The following is a 21,443-nucleotide window of genomic DNA, read 5'->3' as shown; positions in this document are numbered from 1 at the left end:
CGTCAGGCCGGCAAGCGCCCGGAATTCCGGCTGATTGCATGCTCCAAAGTCCCGCCACGCATGGCTATCGACGGTATCCGCGATCCGGCTCGATAAACCAGTCAGAGTGGCGTCGCCATCGCATCCGATAAACAAAATAGATGGCGAAAGCACAAACTCGCAAGACGCTGAGTTAGCGAGGCCGTGAGGCCCCGCTCGACTCGAATCAGAAGTCCGTCGTCACAGAGAACCAGGCCGTGCGCGGCTCGGCTTGCGTCAGATAACCGCCCAGCGCCGACGACCAGTACGAGCGGTTCGTCAGATTTGTCACCATCACGTTGAAGCTCGTGTCGTGCTTAAGGATCTGCGTCTTGTAGCGCGCCCCCACGTCGAAGCGCGTCCACGACGGAATTTTCTGCGTGTTCGCCGTGTCCAGGTACTGCGAACTGGTCCAGATCGCGCGGCCCATCAGCGTGAGGCCGTTCACCTGCGGCACGTCGTATTCGAGGTTCGCATTGAACGTCCACGCCGGCACGCCGATCGGACGATTGCCCTCTTCCGAAGCGTCGTCCGTATCGACCAGCTTCGCGTTGATATACGACACGCCGCCGATCAGGCGCAGACCCCTGACCGGCTCGCCGTACATCGAAAACTCGACACCGCGATGCTGCTGGACGCCGTCCGTCTCGTAGATATTCGTGGTGGCATTGGTGTACGCGACCTGCTGCTTGATCTGATAGATCGCCAGCGCCGCGCCGTAGTGATTCGCGTCGTACTTGATGCCCGCTTCATATTGTTTGGCGCGGAACGGCGACATCACCTGGCCGACGTTGGCCGTGCCGCTCGGCGCGACGCCGCCTTCGACGAGGCTTTCCGCGCGGTTCGCGTAGATCGACAGGTTCGGCTGGAGCTTGTAGACGACGCCGAAAATCGGCGTGGTCGCCGATTCGTTGTACGCCGCGTTCTGCACTTCCGTGCCGTAGCCGTAGCCGTTTTCGAGGATGTCCTGATGGCGCGCGCCGATCGTGAACAGCAAGCGGTTCTGGAAGAAGCCGAGCGTGTCCGACACGACGAAACTGCGCATCAGGATCGAGGTCGTGAGGCCCGGATTGGCATAGCTGCCCGCGCCGTACGTCGCCGCCGGATAAGCCACGCTCGGCGTGTTGTTCAGGCTCGTCGCGAAGGTGCCGGCGCCGTAGCTCCAGTCATAGGCGGCGTATTCCGCGATGCGGTTGATTTGCCAGCCTGCGTTGACCTGGTTCGAAACCGGGCCGAGGTCGAACTTGCCGCGCACGCCCACTTGCGCCGAAATCGCGTTTTCCTTGAGCGCGTCGCCCATGCGATAAGCGCTGGCCGAGCCCGCGTCGTAGTCGATCGTCGAGTACTCGCCAAGCTCGGTCGTGTGGCGCGAGCCGATGCCCGCGTAGGCCGTCCAGTTCGGCGCGAAGTCGTATTCGCCGCGCAACATGCCGACGGTGTCCTCCTGTTTCGAGTACGTCCACGGCTGCGCGTAGTTGTAGCTCGCGGACGGCGTCGACGGCATCTCGTCACCCGTCACGAACACGCCCGGACGGCCGCCCGTGATGTTGTTCTTCTGGTAGAGGAAGTCGGCGTAAAGGCGCAGCTTGTCGCCGCGATAGTCGAGCGAGACCGCGGTTTGCTGCGAGTGGTTGTCCTGGTTCTGCACGGCCGTGCTGCCGCCCACCACGGTCTGGTTCACGCGGATGCCGAACTGGTCGTTGTCGCCGAAACGGCGGCCCACGTCCACGTGCGTGCCGAGCTCGCCCGACGCGCTGCCTTCGACGGTCACGCGCGTGACGGGTTTGTCGTCGGCGACCTTGGTCTGCACGTTGATCGTGCCACCCACGCCCGAACCGCCCGGCGACGCGCCGTTCACGAACGCGCTCGCGCCCTTGAAGATATCGACGCGTTCGATGGCGCCCGTGTCGACCATCTGGCGCGGCGTGAGGCCGTAGAAGCCGTCGAGGCCCACGTCGTCGGAATACACCTGAAAGCCGCGGATGATGAAGGTCTGCGAGAAGTTGCCGTAACCGAGCGCGGTACGCACGGCCGGGTCGTTGGCGACGACGTCGGCGATCGTCTGCGCCTGCTGGTCCTGAATCAGCTTCGAGGTGTAGCTCGTCACCGAGAACGGCACGTCGAGCATCTTCTGCTTGCCGAGCACGCCGATCGACGCTCCGCTCGCGACCTGCCCGCCCGCGTAGGCCGGCGCGAGGTCGCCCGGCAGCGTGTCGCGGGCCGCCTTCACGCTCACGGCGGGCAGAACCGATGACGGCTGGGCGCTGTCCGTGGCGCTAGCGTCGCTTGCGGCGGCGGCGTAAGCCTGGACGCTCAGGCTCGCGAGGGCGAGCGCCGCGGCAGCCAGCGGCGCGAGGCGGAACGCCTGCGCGGGGGAGAAAGGGGTTCGGTTCATTTATCGGTATCCGCAGCGTGGTGGCGGGTCTCGTGACCCAATATGCATTAAAGGCCGCGATGATATCGGTAAATGCGAATGATTCCGATTGCAATTTTTATGTTTTTGAGAGCCCGTTAACCATTGGTAAGGAATGGAGGCGAACGGGATCCTGGGCGCTAATAGACTAAATCGACGCGGAGCCTTGCGGGACAAGGCGCGCCGCCGATCTATCGTGCGTGAGCGTGTGTAAGCCGGCGTAAAAATTGACTGTTGCGAAAACAGCACCGCGTCTTGCGCCGTCTTCGCATCGCCATCGCGACCTTTTTCCTGGTGGTTTATCGCGCCGCAATTCGCGCATCGATTGCCGTGCGCAAGGCCGTCACCACGTCACTCCACTCGTCGCGGCGCGTTTGGCGAAATAGACGCGCATCGGCATACCAGGGGCTGTCGTCGCGATCCATCTGCCAGCGCCAGTCGGGCGTGAACGGCAGCGCGATCCACACGGGCTTGCCGAGCGCGCCCGCCAGATGGGCGACGGCCGTATCGACGGCGATGACGAGATCGAGTTGCGCGACAAGCGCCGCCGTGGCCGAAAACGTCGTCAGCCGCGCGCCGGCATCGATCAACCGCCCGCGCTGCACGAGTTCGTCCGCGATCGCACGGTCGCGCGGTCGCAGATCTTTTTGCAGCGACACGAAGCGCGCATCGGCGTCGAACAGGGGCAAAAGCTGCGCGAGCGGCATCGAGCGCCTGCGATCGTTCAAGTGCACCGTGCTGCCCGACCAGACCACGCCCACGCGCAGCCGGTCGTCGCCCTCCCCGATCACGTCGGACCACGCAGCGCGCGCCGCATCGTCAGCGCGAAGATACGCGCCGGACGGGGCGAAATCCGCTTCGCGCAGCGCGAGCGCGTGCGGCAGGCTCAACATCGGCAGGTGATAGTCGAACTCGGGCGCCGGCGACGATTCGCCAATCACGCCCGCCGCGCCCGCCACGCCCTGCAATAGTTCCACGAGCTCATCCTGGACGCGCACGATCACGTTCGCGCCTCGCGCGTGCAGACGCTCGACAAAGCGCACGAACTGCAGGGTGTCGCCGAAACCCTGTTCCGAGTGCACGAACACGGTTTTGCCCGCGAGCGGCTGGCCCTTCCATTGGGTCGCCTCCGGAAAGCCGTGCGACATCGTGCCGTCGCGCCAGCGCCATTCATATTCGCGCCAGCCGTGTTCGAACTCGCCGAGCAGCAGGTTGGTTTGCGCGCGATTGGTGCGCGCGCCCGCGTCGTTCGTGTCGATGGACAAGGCCTTTTTGAACTGGCGCAACGCGTCGTCGAAACGGCGCAGGTCGCGCAAGGCGACGCCCAGATTCACATGCACGGCGACAAAGTCAGGTTTGAGGCCGATCGCGCGCCGATACGCGTCGAGTTCTTCGTCATAACGCCCCAACTGGCCGAGCAGCGTGCCGCGGTTGTAATGCACTTCCGGCGAGTTCGGATAACGGCGCGCCAGACGCGTGAGATACGCGAGCGCGGCGTCACCCTCCTCCATCTGCACGAGCGACATCGCCGCGCCGTGCAACGACGTGGCGTGATCGGGCACGAGCGCGAGCAGGCGGTCGTAGAGCGTGACAGCGTCGGCGTGACGTCGCGCGAGCTGGCAAATGCGGGCGGCGTGCTGCAACTGCTCTGCCGGCGTCGCGGTGGGTAGTGCGGCGCGCCAGGCGAATTCGGCCGCGCGCACGTAATCGCTACGCGACGCCCAGACGAAGGACATCGCTTCCAGCGCGCCCGCGTGATCGGGACTCGCTTGCAGGATCGATTGCAAGATTTGCTCCGCGGCGTCAATACGGCCTGCGGTGAAGTGCTGCTGCGCTTGCGCGATCTGCGCAACGAAAGCGTCGGTCATGGGAACGAGGGGCGCGCGCCCCGAAGATTGGATGGGTATTGAAATCCTGGCGCCGAATATAGCACATCTCTTTGTGCTATTAATAATTCGCAATGGAAGGCAATAAACCGAAGTCCCAAAAAAACAATGCCTAATTAAATTTCCAAAAAAATACATGGGAAAGCGCGATTCTTGCTGTCAGGTATAAAACGAAAACTCCTTGTTTTTCTAGTGTTTTTTTACCATCGGAAGTTAATCAATACGTAATTGCAGGAAATTTAATATCCGAAAATAATCGCATTTCGCGAGAACGGCGCGGGCCTGAACTCCGCGTTCGGCGTGAGTGATGTTTGCCGTTCATCGCGAGACGAATTCCCTAAAAGGGCCGGTAGATCCTTCGGCTTCTGCCGGCCCTTTTCGCGTTTTACCCGATTGATTGTTCAGCCTCGCCATCTTGTCTTTTCAGAATTCGACTCTTTTTGTTGGACAAATCCCCGCCTAAAATTCGATGCCTCGATCCACGTTCTGTCCTCGATTAAGGCCGTCATGCAAATAGATACCCCTACGACTCCAGTATCGCTAGAAGGAACGCCCACGTCCGCGAGTCAATGGCTATCTGTCGTTGCTGTGGCCATGAGCGCATTCGCATTCGTGACCGCCGAGTTTCTGCCCGTCGGTTTGTTGCCGCAAATCGCGCACGATCTTGGCGTATCCACCGGCGTTGCGGGCCTGATGGTCACCACGCCCGGCGTCATGGCCGCGATTTCCGCGCCGATGCTCATTGTGAGCGCGGGCCGCATGGATCGCCGCTACGTTTTCCTGCTTCTCACCGCTGTATTGCTGATCGCGAATGTGCTCTGCGCCATCGCGCCCGGCTTTGCGGTCATGCTGACGGGGCGGGCCTTGCTCGGCGCGGCGCTGGGCGGTTTCTGGACGCTGGCGACAGCAGCCGCGCCGCGTCTCGTGCAAGGCAGGGACGCCGCCAAAGCCACCGCGACGATTTTGACCGGCGTGACCTGCGCGACGGTGATCGGCGTGCCGCTGGGGACGTTTATCGCGTCGTTTTCGTCCTGGCGTCTGGCTTTCGCGGCCACGGCGGGACTCGTGGCGCTTGCGCTGGTGGCGCAGGCATTGCTCGTGCCCTCGCTGCCGTCGGCATCGGCGTTGCGTCTTGCCGATTTCCGCAAACTGCTCGGGCGCTCGCACACGCGGCTAAGCATGCTGATGGTTGCGCTGGTTTTTGGGGCGCATTTCTCGACCTACACCTACATTGCACCGCTGCTGGAGCATGACTTCTCGCTAAACGCCATGACGCTGCTGTTGTTGGGATTCGGCCTGATCGGCTTTTTCTCGAACGCGCTGACGTCGACGGTGATTTCGGACCATCTGAAAAAGTCCGTCGCCACGATGGTCTTGCTGCTGCTGGCGGCGCTGTCCTCGATGCTGTTGCTCGAACATTCGCCGGTTGGCGAGACGGTTGGCATGCTGCTGTGGGGCATTGCGTTCGGTGCGCTGCCGCTGTGTTTCAGCGTATGGATCCAGCGCGACACGACGGATTTGCCCGAAGCCGGATCGGCCATGTTCGTTAGCGTGATTCAGGTGGCGATTGCGGCGGGCTCGGCGGTGGGCGGCACGATCGTCGACCGCGCGGGCGTTCATGCGGACTTTTTGCTGGGCTTGGGGCTTGCCCTGCTGGGTCTCGTGACGCTGCAACGTTTGGCCGCGTCAAGACAACCGGCTAAAGCTGCCAGTCTCGATTGCGCGTGCGACGCATCGCTTGACTGACGTTTCTCATGGCGGGCATGTCGAGCTACTTCCATGCCCGCCTCGCCCGTCCGCATCCAGTCCCTTCGGCCAAGGTGGCCAAAAACTCCTCCCTCTTCTCCCGAATTGCCTATCTTTGTCTAAAGGTTTGACTGAAGCACACAGTCAGGCGTCGGGAGTGTTCATATGTCACAGGAATTGATCGTTGCGACCTTCGGCACGCTGGACGAGGCGCAGCGCGCCGCGCGCGACTTCAAGAACTTCGAAACCGACGGTCAGGGTCTGAAAATCGAAAGCGGCGTCATGGTGCAGAAAGACCCGTCGGGCATGCTGAAGGTGCTCGACGAGTACAGCCGGCCGCATTGGGGCACCGTGATCGGCGCGGCCACGGGCGCGCTCATCGGCCTGCTGGGCGGTCCGCTCGGCGCGATCGCGGGGCTGACGATCGGCGCGGGCGTGGGGCTGGGCACGCGCGAGATCGAGGCGCATCTGGACAGCAAGCTCACAAAGACCATCGAGGGCGAACTGAAAGCGGGTTGCTGGGCGCTGGTGCTCGAAACGCACGATCCCGCGCCCGCGCAGATCGACGAAATCGTCCACGGTTACGGCGGACAGGTGTTTCGTCAGGCGCTGGCCTGGTGAGGTACGCTAAGGCCCGGCGCTCGATAAAATTCCAGGGGAGGAACGATCATGGCGCAACAATCGAACCATCAACCTCAACCGCAACGCCGCGGCTTTCTGCACAACCTCAAATGGATGTTCATCCTCTGGTGCGTGGGATTCGGGGCGACGGTGCTGCTCACGCTCCCGTTTCACTTTCTGGTCGAAGCGATGATGCATAAGTAAGCGCGCCGCAAACCACCGGGGCAAGCGGCAAGTGGACCGCGTAAAATGCCGGGCACGTTTTCATTCTGATTCCTTTGCCCATGCCGGTCACCTACACCCGCAAACAGATCACGGATTGGTTAGGCTCCCGTACGGTGGCGAAAGCCCGCGATTATGCACACGCCGTCTCGGATCTGAAGTGGCAGGACGACCGCAAGATGCTTACCGGGAAGATCCAGGGCACGCGATCGCGGCCCTATGATGTTTGGGTCGCGTTCAACGACGTCGATGACGATGTCTGGATCGAAAACGAATGCACGTGCCCGGTTGGCTTCGAGTGCAAGCACGTGGCGGCGCTCCTGATCGCAGGCCTTGAGCACCTGCAGGCGCAACCCGCATCGGGTGTGCGGCCTGAACTGGTGACCTGGCTGGAAGGGTTTCGCGCCACCCGCACCGCCGCCAATGCTCGCGGCAAAATGCCCGCGACGGCAAAGGCCACGCACGCGCTCGCGTATGTCATCGCCGGTTCGCATCGCGGCGTCCCGGAGCTCTTTCTCTACAAGGCCCGCGTGAATGTCGACGGCACGATTCGCTCCTTCGACGATCCGTGGCGGAATGTGGAAAACGCACTCGTCAAGCCGCCGAAATTTGTCGCCGAAGAAGATTTGCCGATCCTGCGCGGATTGTGGCTGGACCGCTCCCGCGAATATGGCGGCAGCTTCGGGCTGCAAGGCGCAACCGGCGCCGCGATTCTGGAAAAGCTCATCGCGACCGGCCGCGCATTCGTTTCGCCGGCGGCCAATCCCATGCGTGCCGGCTCGCCGTGCGCACTGCACACCGGACCCTCGCGCCGCGGGCAGATCGTATGGCATGGCCTGCCGGATACCCGTATACGGCCGGTTCTGCAAACCGAGCCTCCGGCCACGTTCCTGCTGACCGGGCCCCAGCCATGCTGGTATGTGGATGCGCAATCAGGCGAGGCCGGCACGATCGATCTGCCCTGCCCGGACGTGCAGCTCGGCGAGTTTCTGGCCATGCCGGCTATTACGCTCGACGAAGCCGCACTCGTCGCCAATGTGTTGCGCGACGTAGCACCGGATCTTCCCCTGCCGCCCGTCCCTGAACCGGCGAGCGTGCAGGTGGTGAGTGTCACGCCGATCCCGAAGCTCTTGCTCGACACGCTGCCGATCTGGTCGTCCGGCTGGTCGTCAAAGGCGCAGCAAAACAGGCTGGATTTTGCGACGGTGCGCTTCGACTATGCAGGCCATGATCTCGACGCCCAGAGCAACATCACACTGGTACGCACGCCAGAAGGCAAAGTGATCCAGATCAAGCGGCAGCTCGATGCCGAACAGCGGCGCCTGACGGAGCTGCACAAGCTTGGCCTGAGGAAAGTGCCCGCCGGCCAGGCCCACGGTCCACAATCGTTTCCGGACGGCATACTCGCCCCGCAGAACCCCGACGACTGGCCCACCTTCACAAAAATTGCGTTGTCCGCGCTGCGCCAGAATGGCTGGCAGGTCGCCACGACCGATGCGTTCCGCCATAACGTGATCGAAATCGAAGCGATCGACGGTGCTCTGCGCCGGTCTGGCGACGGCTGGTTCGATGTCGAGATGGGAATCGCGGTCAACGGCCGTACCGTGCGCCTGGAGCCGCTGCTCGCCGACCTGTTTCGGCGCGATGCTCGATGGCTGTCCGGCAAGCTCGATACGATTGCCGATGATGAAGCCGTTGACCTGAAGACCGACCGCAACGAGCGGCTGCGCCTGCGCGCCGACCGCCTCAAACCGGTTGTGCGCGTGCTGATCGATCTGTTCGATACCGTCGGGGAAGGCCACCTGCGCATTTCGGAGTGGGATGCGGGCCGGCTCGATGCGCTGGATCGCACTGGCGGTTGGCAGTTTCACGGCGACACATCGATCCGGCAACTCGCCCAACGCCTGACGGCCGGTCCCGGCGTTGACGAGGCGCCCGTACCGAACGGGTTACGGGCCGAATTGCGTGCGTATCAGCGTCAGGGGCTAAGCTGGATGCAGTTTCTGCGCAAACAGGGCCTGTCGGGGGTGCTCGCCGACGACATGGGGCTCGGCAAGACGGTGCAGACCCTCGCCCACATCCTCGCCGAAAAGGAAGCCGGCCGGCTGACCCAGCCAGCCTTGATCGTGGTGCCGACCACACTCGTGCACAACTGGCGCGAGGAAGCGCAGCGCTTCACGCCGGATCTGCGCGTGCTCGACCTGCATGGCCCGCAGCGCCATGAGCGCTTTGATGACATCGCCCAACACGATCTCATTCTGACGACCTACGCATTGCTGTGGCGCGATCATTCGATACTTGTCGAATACGACTACCATCTGCTGATCCTCGATGAAGCCCACTACGTCAAGAACGCCGCCACCAAAGCGGCGGCGGCGATCCGCGCGCTGCGCGCGCAGCACCGCTTGTGCCTGACGGGCACGCCGCTGGAGAACCATCTTGGCGAGTTGTGGGCCCAGTTCGATTTCCTGCTGCCCGGCTTTCTCGGAACGCAAAAGGATTTCACCCGGCGCTGGCGTTCGCCGATCGAAAAAAATGGCGACACCATCCGGCGCGATCTGCTCGCGCGCCGTATTCGCCCGTTCATGCTACGCCGGCGCAAGGACGAGGTCGCCACCGAGTTGCCGCCCCGGACGACCATTGTGCGCACCGTCGAACTCGAAGGCGACCAGCGCGATCTCTATGAAATCGTCCGTACCGCGATGCATGAAAAGATTCGCAAGGCGGTCACTGCGAAAGGACTCGCGCGCAGTCACATCGTGGTGCTCGAAGCCTTGCTCAAATTACGTCAGGTCTGCTGCGATCCGAGGCTCGTGAAGATCCGGCAGGCCGCTCGCATCGAGCAATCGGCCAAGCTGGAACTCCTGCTGGAGATGTTGCCCGAACTGATTGAGGAAGGTCGCCGCATCCTGCTGTTCTCGCAGTTCACCGGTATGCTCGATCTCATCGCCGCCGCGCTCGATGTCGCCGGGATTCCGTACGTTGTACTGACGGGTGATACGACTGATCGCGTGACGCCGGTCCGGCGTTTTCAGGAAGGCGAGGCGCCGCTCTTTTTGATCAGCCTGAAGGCCGGTGGCGTCGGCTTGAATCTGACGGCGGCCGATACCGTCATCCACTACGATCCCTGGTGGAATCCAGCCGTCGAAAATCAGGCAACCGATCGCGCTCATCGTTTGGGACAGGACAAGCCTGTGTTCGTCTACAAGCTGATTACGGCCGGCAGCGTCGAAGAGAAAATCGTCTCGATGCAGGAGAAAAAGGCAGCGCTGGCCGACGCGATCCTGTCCGACGATGCCGCCGGCGCCGTCAAGTTCTCGGCTGATGACATCGAGGCGCTCCTTGAGCCCATCCCGGCCACGCCTGCGGCTTCATCTGCCGCGAAGTCGCGTTCGCGCGCAAGAACGGGGACAACCGCGGTCAATTAGGACTGCGTTTCTATCAGCGATCTCCGCAGTGCTCATGCGATGGGAAACGTACTGAGCGGGCAGAGTTCGCACGGTGGTCACTCCCGCTCAACCCGACGAGCGCGAGGCGCCCGGTGCGATAGCCGAGCGACACGGGCGTCGCTGGACAGACCGATCGACAACTCCGACGGCGCGAACACGCGCGCGGCGGTGGGATTCGCGCGGTTGGGGCTCCCGGAAAAAGCCATAGGGCGTTAGACGCTGCCGGCTTTTTCGATCACGAGAATGCGGGCCTCGCCCAGCGGATGCGCAACATGCTCGGTGCCGACCGAGGCATAAAACACGTCGCCGGTTTCGAGCACGGCCGAATGCTCGGCGCCGGCCTCGCGGTAACGCATTTCCACACGGCCATCGAGCACGGCGAAAACCTCCTCGCCGTCGTTGACGTGCCATTTGTACGGCTGGTCGGTCCAGTGCAGCCGCGTGGTGATGCCGCCCATGTTGGCGATGTCGAGCGCGCCCCAGGCACGCTCGGCGGTAAACGTTTTGCTGCGGATGATTTTCATGGCTAACGTGGCAAACCGGGATGGACGAAAATTTGCGCTTTTGCAGCGATCAGGCGCATATTGTCGATCCGCGCTCCGCCACACGTCCAGCCCGCCGGGTTGCCCGCGTGCGCATCAGGGCCTTTCAAGCATCGCCATCGCCCGCACGATCACCAGCAGGACCGAAAGACTCGCGCCGCTCGTCGCGCGCAATTCCGCGAGCAGATGGGCGTAGCGCTCCAGCGCCGCCTCGTGCTGTCCGCACCATTCGTCCACGAGCGCCTGCGCGTCCGCTGTCGGCGGCGCGTCGGCCAGCACGCTCATCGTCAGCGCGCGCTTGAGGCGTCCGATTTCCGCGAGCGCCGCCGCGCGCGCCATCGTGTCCCAGTGCGTCGGCGTCGGCAGCGCCGCCGCGCGTTCGCTGATCCAGCCGTAGTTCAGGCGCGTGCCCAGCGCGAAATACACCGCCGCCACCCATTCGAGCGGCCGCTCGCAGGCCGCCGCGACATCGGCGATATCGAGCAGCGCGACCGACAGTTCGCCGCTCGCCACCCGCACCGACAACGCGCTGTCCACGCCCGCGTTGACCCGCGCCGCCTGACGCGCAGCCAGCACTTCGAGGTCGGCGGCAGGCAACAGCGTCGGCAATTGCGGCGCGAGCCGCTGCGCCGCGTCGCGGCAGCGCGCGATGAGCGTGTTCACGCCCACGCCGTCCACCGCGCCCGCCTGCAGATGGCGCAGGAACCACAGCGCCGAGCGTTCGAGCAGCCGCGCGACATCGACGAACATGCTCGCCTGCACGTCGTCGGGCACGCGGTTATCGAGCGCGTCGATATCGCGCCAGATGGCGTCCAGGTCGAACACGTCGCGCGCCATGATGCAGGCGCGCACGATCTCGCCGGGGCGCGCGTCGGTCTCTTCCATGAGCCGGTGGACGAACGCGCAGCCCACGCGGTTCACGAGCGCATTCGTCAAATGCGTGGCGAGGATCTCGCGACGCAGCGGATGGCGCTGCATCGGCGCGCTAAAGCGCTCCTGCAACGGAACCGGAAAATAGTCGATCAACAGCGCCGCGACCAGCGGATCTTCGGGCACATCCGAATCGAGCAGCGCGTCGTAGAGCCACATCTTGCTGTAGGCGAGCAGCACGGCGCGCTCGGGTGAGGTCAGGCCAAGCTTCGCCGCCTGACGCTCGGCCACCTGTTCGTCGGTCGGCAGGAATTCGATCACGCGGTTCAGGCGGCCCACGCGTTCGAGCCAGCGCATCAGCCGCGTTTCGGCGTCGAGCAGTTCGGCGCTGTAACGTCCCGCGATCGAGAGCGCCTGCGTCTGGTAGTAGTTGTCGCGCAGCACGAGCAGGCCGACTTCATCGGTCATTTCCGCGAGCAGCGTATTGCGCTGTTTCGTGGTCATCTCGCCATCGGCCACCACGAGTCCCAGCAGAATCTTGATGTTAACTTCGTGATCCGAACAATCCACGCCTGCCGAATTATCGATCGCATCCGTGTTGATGCGTCCGCCCTTCTGCGCGAATTCGATGCGGCCGTACTGCGTGACGCCCAGATTGCCGCCCTCGCCCACCACCTTGCAGCGCAGGTCCGCACCATTCACGCGCACGGCGTCGTTCGCGCGGTCGCCTGCCTGCGCGTTGGTTTCATGCGCTGCCTTCACATAGGTGCCGATGCCGCCGTTATAGAGCAGATCGACGGGAGCCTGCAGAATCGCGCGAATCAGCTCGCCGGGCGTGAGCGCCACCGCCTCGACGCCGAGCACCGCCTGCACGGCGGGAGACAGCGCAATCGTCTTGACGGTGCGCGCAAACACGCCGCCGCCCGCCGAGATGGCGGCGGGATCGTAGTCGGCCCAGCTCGACCGGTCCAGCGCGAACAGACGGCTGCGCTCCGCGAAACTCACGGCCGTATCGGGATTCGGGTCGAGGAAGATGTGCCGGTGATCGAACGCCGCCACCAGTTTGATATGCGGCGAAAGCAGCATGCCATTGCCGAACACGTCGCCCGACATATCGCCCACGCCCACCACGGTGAAATCGCTCGCCTGGGTGTCCACGCCCATTTCGCGGAAGTGACGCTTGACCGACTCCCACGCGCCGCGCGCCGTGATCGCCATTTTCTTGTGGTCGTAGCCGACCGAGCCGCCCGAGGCGAACGCATCGTCGAGCCAGAAACCGTACTCCTGCGAAATCGCGTTCGCGTAGTCGGAGAAGGTGGCCGTACCCTTGTCCGCCGCGACCACCAGATAGGGGTCGTCGGGATCGTGGCGCACGACGTCGGGCGGCGGCACAATCACGTTGCCTTCGAGATTGTCGGTGAGGTCGAGCAGGCCGCGCAGGAAGGTCTGGTAGCACGCGATGCCTTCGCGCATCCACGCCTCGCGATCCGTGATCGGCGGAGGATTCTTCACGACGAAACCGCCCTTCGATCCCACCGGCACGATCACGACGTTCTTCACCATCTGCGCTTTCATGAGGCCGAGCACTTCGGTGCGGAAGTCCTCGCGCCGGTCGGACCAGCGCAGACCGCCGCGCGCGACGCGCCCGCCGCGCAGATGCACGCCTTCCACACGCGGCGAATAGACCCAGATCTCGAACATCGGCTTGGGTTCGGGCAGGCCAGGCACCTTCGACGGATCGAACTTGAACGAGAGCGCGGGCAGCGGCGCGCCGTCGGCATCACGGCGGAAATAGTTGGTGCGCTGCGTGGCCTTGATGACGCCGAGGAACTGGCGCAGGATGCGGTCCTCGTCGAGATTGGGCACCTGGTCGAGCGCGGCCTCGATGGCCTTGAGCGCCAGATCCATACGCGCCGTGCGTGCGTCCGTCACAACGGTGCCGTCGCCCGAGCGCGGATCGAATCGAATCAGGAAAAGCTCGACCAGTTGCCGCGCGATGGCCGGATTGCCGGTGAGCGCGCGCTCGATATAGGCATCGCTGAAAGTGGAGCCCACCTGGCGCAAATACTTTGCATAGGCGCGCAGGATCGTGACTTCGCGCGCGCCCAGATACGCGCGCAGCACGAGGCGGTTGAAATCGTCGTTCTCGATGCGCGCGGTCCAGACCGCTTCGAAGGCATCTTCAAACAGGTCCTTGACGCGTTCGATGTCGAATTCGGCGTCGTCGGCGAGTTCGAGTCCAAAATCGTGCACCCACGCGGGCTGGCAGCCTGGCACAAGTATCACGTAGGGGCGCTCTTCATCCACGCGCACACCCAGATGTTCCAGCATCGGCAGGCTGCGCGAGAGTGCGATGGCGTCGCCCGCGCAATAGACCTTGAAGCGGAACGCGCGCGGCCCGGCCTCGATGGGCCGGTACAGATTCATGGCAATGCGACGCGTGCCCTGCACGCGCTCGATCAGTTCGATATCGCGCACCGCCGTGCGCGCCGGGTAGTCGTCGCGATAACCGGCCGGGAATGAATCGGCGTAACGGTGCAGCAGGCGCGTGCCCTGTTCTTCGCCGAAAGCGTCGAGCAGCGCGTCGGCGAGATCGTCCTGCCAGCGGCGCGTGACCTGCACGAGCCGCGCTTCCAGTTCACGCGTATCGACCTCGGGCATCCCTCCCGATTTGATATGGACGACGAAATGAATCCGTGCGAGCGTCGATTCGGAAAGCAGCGGCGTGAATTCCACCGATTCGCCGTTGAAGGCCGCGCTCAACAACTGGGCGATCTTGCGGCGCAGATCCGTGTTGTACTTGTCGCGCGCCACGTACACGAGGCAGGAAACAAAGCGCCCGAAGCGGTCGCGCCGCACGAACAGGCGCGTGCGCTGATGTTCCTGCAATCGCAGCACGCCCAGCGCGATATCGTAGAGTTCGTCTTCGCTCGCCTGAAACAACTCGTCGCGCGGCCAGGTTTCCAGCACGGTCACGAGCGATTTACCCAGATGGCCCTTCGGCAGAAAACCCGCGCGCTGCACGATGTTCGCGCATTTGCGGCGCACGATCGGAATCTCGCTGATCGAGTCCATATAGACCGTCGAGGTGTAAAGTCCCACGAAGCGGCGCTCGCCGCACACCTTGCCGTCCGCTCCGACGAGCTTGATGCCCACATAGTCGAGATAACCGGGGCGATGCACGGTCGCGCGCGAATTCGCTTTGGTCAGAAAGATGGGCCATGCGCCCGCGATGATTTCGCGGGCCGCGGGCGGCAGCGGCGTGACATCGGCCACGCCGGGCGCGCGCAGCGATTCGCGCAGAATGCCCAGTCCCGAGCCTTCCACGCCGCGCAGGCCGAAGCCGCCTTCATGCTCGACCAGCGCATAGTCGCGTTGGCCGAGGAAGGTGAAATGATCGGCCACCATCCATTCGAGGAAGGCGCGCGATTCGATCTCTTCCGCGCTGCTCTCGCGCGCTTTCATGGTCTTGATGGTTTCGCGCGCGACGCCCACGATCTTCGGCCAGTCCTCGACCGAGGCGCGCACGTCGCCTAGCACGCGGGCGATATCGTGGCGCAGTTCGTCGAGCTTTGCTGCATCGCCACATCGATCGACTTCGAAGTGGATGAACGAAGCTAGTTGCGACTGGCCGTCGTCGGCGCCCGCACCACCCACGTCCACGCGGGTGATGACGCCGTCCTGAGCGCGCCAGATGCGAAACACCGGATGCATCGCCGAATGCAGCGCGAGCCCGAGCTTGTTGACGGCCATCGACACCGAATCGACTAGGAACGGCATGTCGTCGTTGACGATTTCGATGACGGTGTGATCCGAATGCCAGCCGTGCTGTTCGAGGATGGGGTTATAGACCCGCATGCGTTCCATGCCGGGCACGAAGCGCTGCGCGGTCTGCCAGTGCGCCATCGCGGCGCCATAGAGATCGGCGATGGCGCGGCTGCGCAGATCCTCGGCATCGACGAAATCGTAATAGTGACGCAGGAAAGGCTCGACGATCCGGAAGGTCGGCTCGGGCAGACGCGCACGCGCGAATTCCACGAGATCGGCGAGCAGATGGGCGACGAATTCCTCGTTCCTCGCTTGCATGGCGGGCTCCTGGGCGGCTGGCCATCGACTGCGATCGGCAGGAGCTTCATTATGCACCGCCACGGTGATCGAACGATGACTGCGTGCGCGCGCCCCTCGCTTGCAGTGCAGCAGTGCAGCGAGTCGTTGCGCCTCTTACTCCACCGACACGTCACTGACCATGCGCCACATGCGCGGCAAGGTTCGCGTGGCGGGGCCTGTGACCGTGAGCGTGGCATGCAGAGGCAGATCGCGGCTCGAACTGCCGATCATGAGATCGAATTCTCCGGGCTCGACGATCCGTTCGCCGCGCGCGTCCGTGAAATTGAGCATGTCCACGGGCAGTCGCACGCGTACGCGCGCCTGCGCCAGTGCCGCCACGCTCACGCGCGCGAACGCTTTTAGTTCGCGCACCGGCCGCGAGGTGGAGGCAATGCGGTCGCGCACGTAGATCTGCACGACTTCGGTGCCCTCGCGCGCGCCGCTATTCTTCAGCGTGAACGTGAAATCGAAGCTGCCGTCCTCGATAGACGCGGTATCGACGGCCAGTTCAAGCGATTCGTATGCGAACGTCGTGTAACCCAGGCCAAACCCGAACGGATAACGCGAGCCGAAGTGCCACGCCACCGGCGTACCCGCACTCTTGAGGCGGTGGTTATAAACGTAAGGCACGGCGCCCGCGCTGGTGGGCACCGAAAGCGGCAACCGCCCGCTGAAATTTTCGCGGCCAGTGAGAAGCGCGGCCAGCGCTTCGCCGCCCTGCTCGCCGGGCGCGAACGCCATCACGAGCGCGGCCACGCGTGCATCCTGAGCGCCAAGCGTGTAGGGGCGTCCGCCCGTCATGACGACCACTGTGGGGGTGCCCGTCGCGAGCACCGCGTCGAGCAGCGTCTGCTGCAGGCCCGGCAGCGTCAGGCTGTCCGTATCCGAGCCTTCGCCCACCGTGCCCGACTGGAACAGGCCCGCCAGATCGCCGACGAAGACGATTGCCACATCCGCTGCCCGCGCCGCCGCGACGGCAGCTTCGATCTGCGAAGTATCCGTGCTTAGCAATGCGTCATGCGCGTCCACGTCGCGCATCGTCATCGCTACGTCACCGGGAAAAACCGGCGCGCCCGCGCCACGCTCCTCGATGATCGCGCAGCCGCGTGCGTAGCTGACCCTCGACGCTCCCAGCGATGCACGCAAGGCCTGCAAAGGCGTGGTCATCGAAGACGGGATGGTCTCGCCGCTGTTGATGAGGTGCACCGGGAAGCTGTAGCCCGCGAGCAGCGCAAGCGGATCGTCGGCGGTCGGGCCGATCACGGCTATGTGCTGCACGCCATCGTTCCTGAGCGGCAGCACGCCGTCGTTTTTCAGCAGCACGGCCGATTGCAGCGCGACGTCATAGGCTACAGCGCTTGCGGCCTCGCTGCGCAGGTTCACGCGCTGTGGATCTGCATACGGCGCCTCGAATAAGCCGATCTCGAACTTCACGCGCAGCACGCGCCGTACCGCCGCATCGATCGTGCGCTCGTCAATGATGCCGCGCGCGAGCGCTTCTTTCAGATGCAGGGCGCACTCGTGGCCCGGCAGTTCGATATCGAGGCCCGCGTTGAAGGTTTGCGCGGCGGCTTCGACCGCATCGTGCGCGGTGCCGTGGTGGGTGTAGAGCAGATTCACGCCGGCATAGTCGGCCACGATCAGACCGTCGAAGCCCCACTTCTCGCGCAGCACGCCTTGCAGCAGTTCGCGGTTCGCATGGCAGGGCACGCCGTCGATGTCGTGATACGCGGGCATCACCGAGCCGGCGTTGGCGAGCTTGACCGCCATCTCGAACGGCAGCATGAACGTGTCGTTAAGCTCGCGCGGCCCAACGTGCACCGGCGCGTGATTGCGCGCGCCCTCGCTTGCCGAGTGCGCGACGAAGTGCTTGAGCGTGGCGAGCACGTCACGCCGCTCGCCTTGCAGCCCCTGCACGTAATGGCAGGCCAGCACGCCAACCAGATACGGATCTTCGCCGAAGGTTTCTTCGGTGCGGCCCCAGCGCGGATCGCGCGAGACGTCGAGCACGGGCGCGAGGCCCTGATGACAGCCGATCGAGCGCGCCTGCTCGCCGATCGTCGCGCCCACACGCTGCACGAGCCCGGGATTCCAGGTCGCCGCGTAGTTCAGCGACGAGGGAAACAGCGTAGCGTCCTTCGTCATCAGGCCGACCAGACATTCTTCGTGCGCCATCACCGGAATGCCCAGGCGCGTGCCCTCCACCATCTGGCGCTGCAAGGCGTTGAACGCCTCGACGCCCGCCTTCGGGTCCACCGTATGCGTGCCGAGCGGCCGCGTGACCTGGCCGAGCCCATGGCGCAAGAGCGTGTCGAGCGGCACACCCGTATCGCGCTGCGCGAAGTCCTCAGTGCGCCACGCGTGCTGGCCGTCCGCGCGCAGCTTGAGCCAGACGGCGTGCAACTGGGCGATTTTCTCGTCCAGCGTCATGCGGGCAAGCAGATCGTCGACGCGTGCCGTGACGCTGGCATCGGCACGGCGATAGAGCGGAACCTCGCTATGGTGATCGAGCGACATCAAAGCACTCCAATTAAATTAGCATGACTTATCGATAGGCACAGCACGGCGCTCGCGGCGCCGCGCCGGCCGTGAGCGTCTTAGCTCAGGCGACGAAACGCGATGTCGCGATCGTCGAATAGATGACAGGACTCGGCAGGTAACGCGATCTGCACGGTCTCGTCGATGGCAAGCGGGCTGTCGCCCGGCAGCTTGGCGATCAGCGTGCCCGATCCCGCATGGGCCTGTGCAAGATGGACGTAGCAATGCTCGCCCATGCGCTCGACAAGCCGCACGCGGCAGGCAAGCTTCTGTTCGGTGCGCGTGTCCGCTGCGATACGCAGATGCTCGGGGCGAATGCCCAGCGTCACCTTCATCCCTTCGCGCGCATGTCCCGGCTCGACGCGCGCGCGTAGCCGCTCGCCGCTCTCAAGCACGATCTCCACGCCGCCCTCGTCGGCACGCGCCACCGTGCCCGCGAAGAAGTTCATTTTCGGCGAGCCGATGAAACCGGCCACGAAGCGGCTCTTCGGATGGTGATAAAGCTCCAGCGGCGCGCCCGCCTGAGCGATGCTGCCGTGACGCTCCATGTCCTCGCCCGCCTGCAACAGGACGATGCGATCCGCGAGCGCCATCGCCTCGACCTGATCGTGCGTCACATAGACCACGCTGGCCTCGCGGAACTCGCGATGCAGCCGGGCGATTTCCGTGCGTGTCTGCACCCGCAGCGAAGCATCGAGATTCGACAGCGGCTCGTCGAACAGAAACACCCCCGGCTCGCGCACGATGGCCCGGCCGATCGCCACGCGCTGCCGTTGGCCGCCCGAGAGCGCGGCGGGACGGCGTTCCAGCAAGGCGTCGAGTTGCAGCGCCGCGGCAGCGCGGCGCACCTTCGTATCGATCACGGCCCGGTCGATCTTCGCCTGGCGCAGCCCGAATGCCATGTTCTCGTACACGCTCATATGCGGATAGAGCGCATAGTTCTGGAACACCATCGCCACACGGCGCTGCGCGGGCGCGACTTCGTTCATGCGCTGGCCGTCGATACGCAGCTCGCCTTCGCTGATCGATTCGAGACCGGCGATCATCCGCAGCAGCGTGGACTTGCCGCAACCGGACGGCCCAAGAAAAACGCAGAACTCATTCTTGCCGACTTCGAGCTGCGCGTTGCGGATTACCGCGTGGCCGTTCGTGTAGGCCTTCTGCACGTTGTTGAGCGTGATGCTTGCCATGTGTCGTGATTCTCTTTCGTTTGCGTTGGCCTGCGATTGAGCGCGTCAGCCCTTCAGCCCTTTAGCGAGCCCGCCATCATTCCCTTGATCACACGCTCCTGACCGAACGCATAGGCGACGATCAGCGGCAGTGAAGTGAGCGTGACGACGGCCAGCATCGCGGGCACGTTCGACGAGTATTGCCCCTGAAAATCCCAGACCGCGAGCGGCAGCGTGCGGTGCTCCGAGGTCGAGGTGAGCATGTAGGCAAAGATGAATTCGTTCCACAGGCCAATGCCGTTATAGATCGCCACGGTGGCGAGTCCCGGCCCCGAAAGCGGAAAGAATACCCGCCAGAAAATACCGAACGGGCCGCAACCGTCGAGCTGTGCGGCTTCTTCGAGTTCGCGCGGAATCTGCCGCATGAAGCCGGTGAGGATAAAGATCGAGACCGGCAAACTCAGCGCGACGTACGGGCCGATCAGTGCGAACGGCGTGTCGTAGAGGCCCAGATTGCGCGTGAGCAGATAGATCGGAACGAGTGTGGCATGCAGCGGCACGATCATGCCCGCGACGATCAGGCCGAACAGCGGCCTGTTGAGCGCGAAACGCATGCGTGCGAATGCATAGGCCGCCATCGCGCTCACGATCACGATCAGCACGACCGACACGCCCACTACGAATACGCTGTTGCGAAAGTACGTGAAATACGGGCCTTCGAGCACAGCGGCGTAATTGCCGAAATACAGATGCGCGGGCAGCGCCCACACCGGCGAGGAAAACGTCTCGTCCTGGGTCTTCAGGCTCGTCGCCACCACGAACAGGAACGGCAATGTCGTGACGGCGAGCCAGACCAGCGCGAGCAGCGGCACGCCCACGCGGATGTTGCGAATTCGGTTGAAAGGTTGCGTGCGCATCGTTCAGACCTCGTCGGCGTAACGGCGCGTGAAGCGCAGCGACACAGCGGCTACGGCGCACACGATGAGGAACATCGCCGAGCCGATGGTGCTGCCATAACCCATCTGGAACGAACTGAACACGGTGCGGTACATATAAGTGGCCATCAGTTCGGATGCGCCTTCAGGGCCGCCGCCGGTCATCACGTAGATAAGGTCGAAATAGCGCAGCGAACCGAGGATCGACAGCAGCACGGCGGTGCGCAGGGTGCCCTGCAGATGCGGCAGCTTGATGCGCCAGAACGTGGTCCATTCCGAGGCGCCATCCAGCCGGGCGGCTTCGACGATCTCGGCGGGCAGCGAGGACAGCCCGGCGAGAAACAGGATCATGTAGAACGGCGTGTTCTGCCAGCAGATCACGGCGATGGTCGAGCCCAGCGAAAAATGCGGATCGCCGATCCAGTCCTTCGCGAGACCGTCGAGCCCGATGGCATGGAGCGCTGCGTTGAGCGGGCCGAAATTCGGATCGTAGATATTCTTGAACAGCACGCCGATGGCGACGCTCGACATCAGCAGTGGCAGGAAATACAGGATCTTGAGCACGCGCGAGCCACGCCCCGCTTTATTGAGCAACACGGCCAGCGCGAGCGCGACCGGCAGTTCGACGACAACCGACGCGGCGGCCAGGATCGCGTTGTTGGCGAGCGATTGCCAGAACACGGCGTCGTGGGCGAGCCTGGTCCAGTTGGCGAGCCCGACGAAGCGCGCGTTGCTGCCCAGTCCGTTCCAGTCGAGCAGCGACAGCCGCAAGCTGGAGACGAGCGGATAAAGCAGGAACACGGCAAGCAGCAGCACGGCAGGGGCGAGAAACGCCGCGGCCACGAGCCATTGGGTCGGCAGGCGCAGACGGCGTTCGGGGGCGGCGGTGAGAGCGATGTTCACGGGCATGAGTGTGCCCGCCCCTTG

The 21,443-nt window shown here is 64.0% G+C and carries 12 protein-coding genes; 4 read left to right on the top strand and 8 right to left on the bottom strand.

Going from position 1 to position 21,443, the window contains the following annotated elements:
- Window positions 1-205 precede the first annotated feature (205 nt).
- Together B0G62_RS26590 and B0G62_RS26585 are read right to left on the bottom strand one after the other, a co-directional pair.
- A complete protein-coding gene (locus B0G62_RS26590) occupies window positions 206-2,413 on the bottom strand; it encodes a TonB-dependent receptor (RefSeq protein ID WP_103707162.1) in 2,208 nt (735 codons plus the stop codon).
- Window positions 2,414-2,730: 317 nt separating this feature from the next.
- Window positions 2,731-4,299, bottom strand: a complete 1,569-nt coding sequence (locus B0G62_RS26585) for a tetratricopeptide repeat protein (protein WP_103707161.1) — start codon at window positions 4,297-4,299, stop codon at window positions 2,731-2,733.
- Window positions 4,300-4,824: 525 nt separating this feature from the next.
- On the opposite strand from B0G62_RS26585, the gene B0G62_RS26580 reads away from it, so the two are divergent.
- From B0G62_RS26580 to B0G62_RS26570, 4 genes are all read left to right on the top strand, one after another.
- Window positions 4,825-6,063 carry an MFS transporter gene (locus B0G62_RS26580; RefSeq protein ID WP_103707160.1) on the top strand — a complete coding sequence of 413 codons (1,239 nt, stop codon included), beginning with the start codon at window positions 4,825-4,827 and terminating at the stop codon, window positions 6,061-6,063.
- A gap of 165 nt (window positions 6,064-6,228) precedes the next feature.
- On the top strand, window positions 6,229-6,684 hold the full coding sequence (locus tag B0G62_RS26575) for a DUF1269 domain-containing protein (protein ID WP_103707159.1): 456 nt from the start codon (window positions 6,229-6,231) through the stop codon (window positions 6,682-6,684).
- A 48-nt stretch (window positions 6,685-6,732) separates the two neighbouring features.
- Window positions 6,733-6,888 (top strand): hypothetical protein, encoded by a 156-nt coding sequence (locus B0G62_RS31815; protein WP_167401345.1) that lies wholly within the window; start codon window positions 6,733-6,735, stop codon window positions 6,886-6,888.
- A gap of 80 nt (window positions 6,889-6,968) precedes the next feature.
- On the top strand, window positions 6,969-10,334 hold the full coding sequence (locus tag B0G62_RS26570; RefSeq protein ID WP_103707158.1) for a DEAD/DEAH box helicase: 3,366 nt from the start codon (window positions 6,969-6,971) through the stop codon (window positions 10,332-10,334).
- Window positions 10,335-10,567: 233 nt separating this feature from the next.
- On the opposite strand, the gene B0G62_RS26565 is transcribed toward B0G62_RS26570, so the two are convergent.
- From B0G62_RS26565 to B0G62_RS26540, 6 genes are all read right to left on the bottom strand, one after another.
- Window positions 10,568-10,879: a cupin domain-containing protein gene (locus B0G62_RS26565; RefSeq protein ID WP_103707157.1), complete on the bottom strand. Its 312-nt coding sequence runs from the start codon at window positions 10,877-10,879 to the stop codon at window positions 10,568-10,570.
- A 114-nt stretch (window positions 10,880-10,993) separates the two neighbouring features.
- Window positions 10,994-15,853, bottom strand: coding sequence for an NAD-glutamate dehydrogenase (locus B0G62_RS26560; protein WP_103707156.1), 4,860 nt, complete (start codon window positions 15,851-15,853; stop codon window positions 10,994-10,996).
- Between the two features lie 135 nt (window positions 15,854-15,988).
- Entirely contained in the window at window positions 15,989-18,391 is a 2,403-nt protein-coding gene (locus tag B0G62_RS26555) for a glycoside hydrolase family 3 N-terminal domain-containing protein (RefSeq protein WP_103707155.1), read from the bottom strand.
- A gap of 80 nt (window positions 18,392-18,471) precedes the next feature.
- Complete coding sequence (locus B0G62_RS26550; RefSeq protein ID WP_103707154.1) at window positions 18,472-19,602, bottom strand: ABC transporter ATP-binding protein; 1,131 nt, start codon at window positions 19,600-19,602, stop codon at window positions 18,472-18,474.
- A gap of 53 nt (window positions 19,603-19,655) precedes the next feature.
- Window positions 19,656-20,498 (bottom strand): carbohydrate ABC transporter permease, encoded by an 843-nt coding sequence (locus tag B0G62_RS26545; RefSeq protein ID WP_103707153.1) that lies wholly within the window; start codon window positions 20,496-20,498, stop codon window positions 19,656-19,658.
- A 3-nt stretch (window positions 20,499-20,501) separates the two neighbouring features.
- A complete protein-coding gene (locus B0G62_RS26540) occupies window positions 20,502-21,425 on the bottom strand; it encodes a carbohydrate ABC transporter permease (RefSeq protein ID WP_103707152.1) in 924 nt (307 codons plus the stop codon).
- Window positions 21,426-21,443: the final 18 nt, after the last annotated feature.

The organism is Paraburkholderia eburnea (genome assembly GCF_002917095.1).
Taxonomy (GTDB): domain Bacteria; phylum Pseudomonadota; class Gammaproteobacteria; order Burkholderiales; family Burkholderiaceae; genus Paraburkholderia; species Paraburkholderia eburnea.
The sequence above is the reverse complement of the archived record's forward strand: the minus strand, read 5'-3'. Positions and strand labels throughout refer to the sequence as shown.

Excerpts from the sequence above, each read along its gene's own strand:
- B0G62_RS26590 (WP_103707162.1), bottom strand. The coding sequence starts at position 2,413 with ATGAACCGAACCCCTTTCTCCCCCGCGCAGGCGTTCCGCCTCGCGCCG.
- B0G62_RS26585 (WP_103707161.1), bottom strand. The coding sequence starts at position 4,299 with ATGACCGACGCTTTCGTTGCGCAGATCGCGCAAGCGCAGCAGCACTTC.
- B0G62_RS26580 (WP_103707160.1), top strand. The coding sequence starts at position 4,825 with ATGCAAATAGATACCCCTACGACTCCAGTATCGCTAGAAGGAACGCCC.
- B0G62_RS26575 (WP_103707159.1), top strand. The coding sequence starts at position 6,229 with ATGTCACAGGAATTGATCGTTGCGACCTTCGGCACGCTGGACGAGGCG.
- B0G62_RS31815 (WP_167401345.1), top strand. The coding sequence starts at position 6,733 with ATGGCGCAACAATCGAACCATCAACCTCAACCGCAACGCCGCGGCTTT.
- B0G62_RS26570 (WP_103707158.1), top strand. The coding sequence starts at position 6,969 with ATGCCGGTCACCTACACCCGCAAACAGATCACGGATTGGTTAGGCTCC.
- B0G62_RS26565 (WP_103707157.1), bottom strand. The coding sequence starts at position 10,879 with ATGAAAATCATCCGCAGCAAAACGTTTACCGCCGAGCGTGCCTGGGGC.
- B0G62_RS26560 (WP_103707156.1), bottom strand. The coding sequence starts at position 15,853 with ATGCAAGCGAGGAACGAGGAATTCGTCGCCCATCTGCTCGCCGATCTC.
- B0G62_RS26555 (WP_103707155.1), bottom strand. The coding sequence starts at position 18,391 with ATGTCGCTCGATCACCATAGCGAGGTTCCGCTCTATCGCCGTGCCGAT.
- B0G62_RS26550 (WP_103707154.1), bottom strand. The coding sequence starts at position 19,602 with ATGGCAAGCATCACGCTCAACAACGTGCAGAAGGCCTACACGAACGGC.
- B0G62_RS26545 (WP_103707153.1), bottom strand. The coding sequence starts at position 20,498 with ATGCGCACGCAACCTTTCAACCGAATTCGCAACATCCGCGTGGGCGTG.
- B0G62_RS26540 (WP_103707152.1), bottom strand. The coding sequence starts at position 21,425 with ATGCCCGTGAACATCGCTCTCACCGCCGCCCCCGAACGCCGTCTGCGC.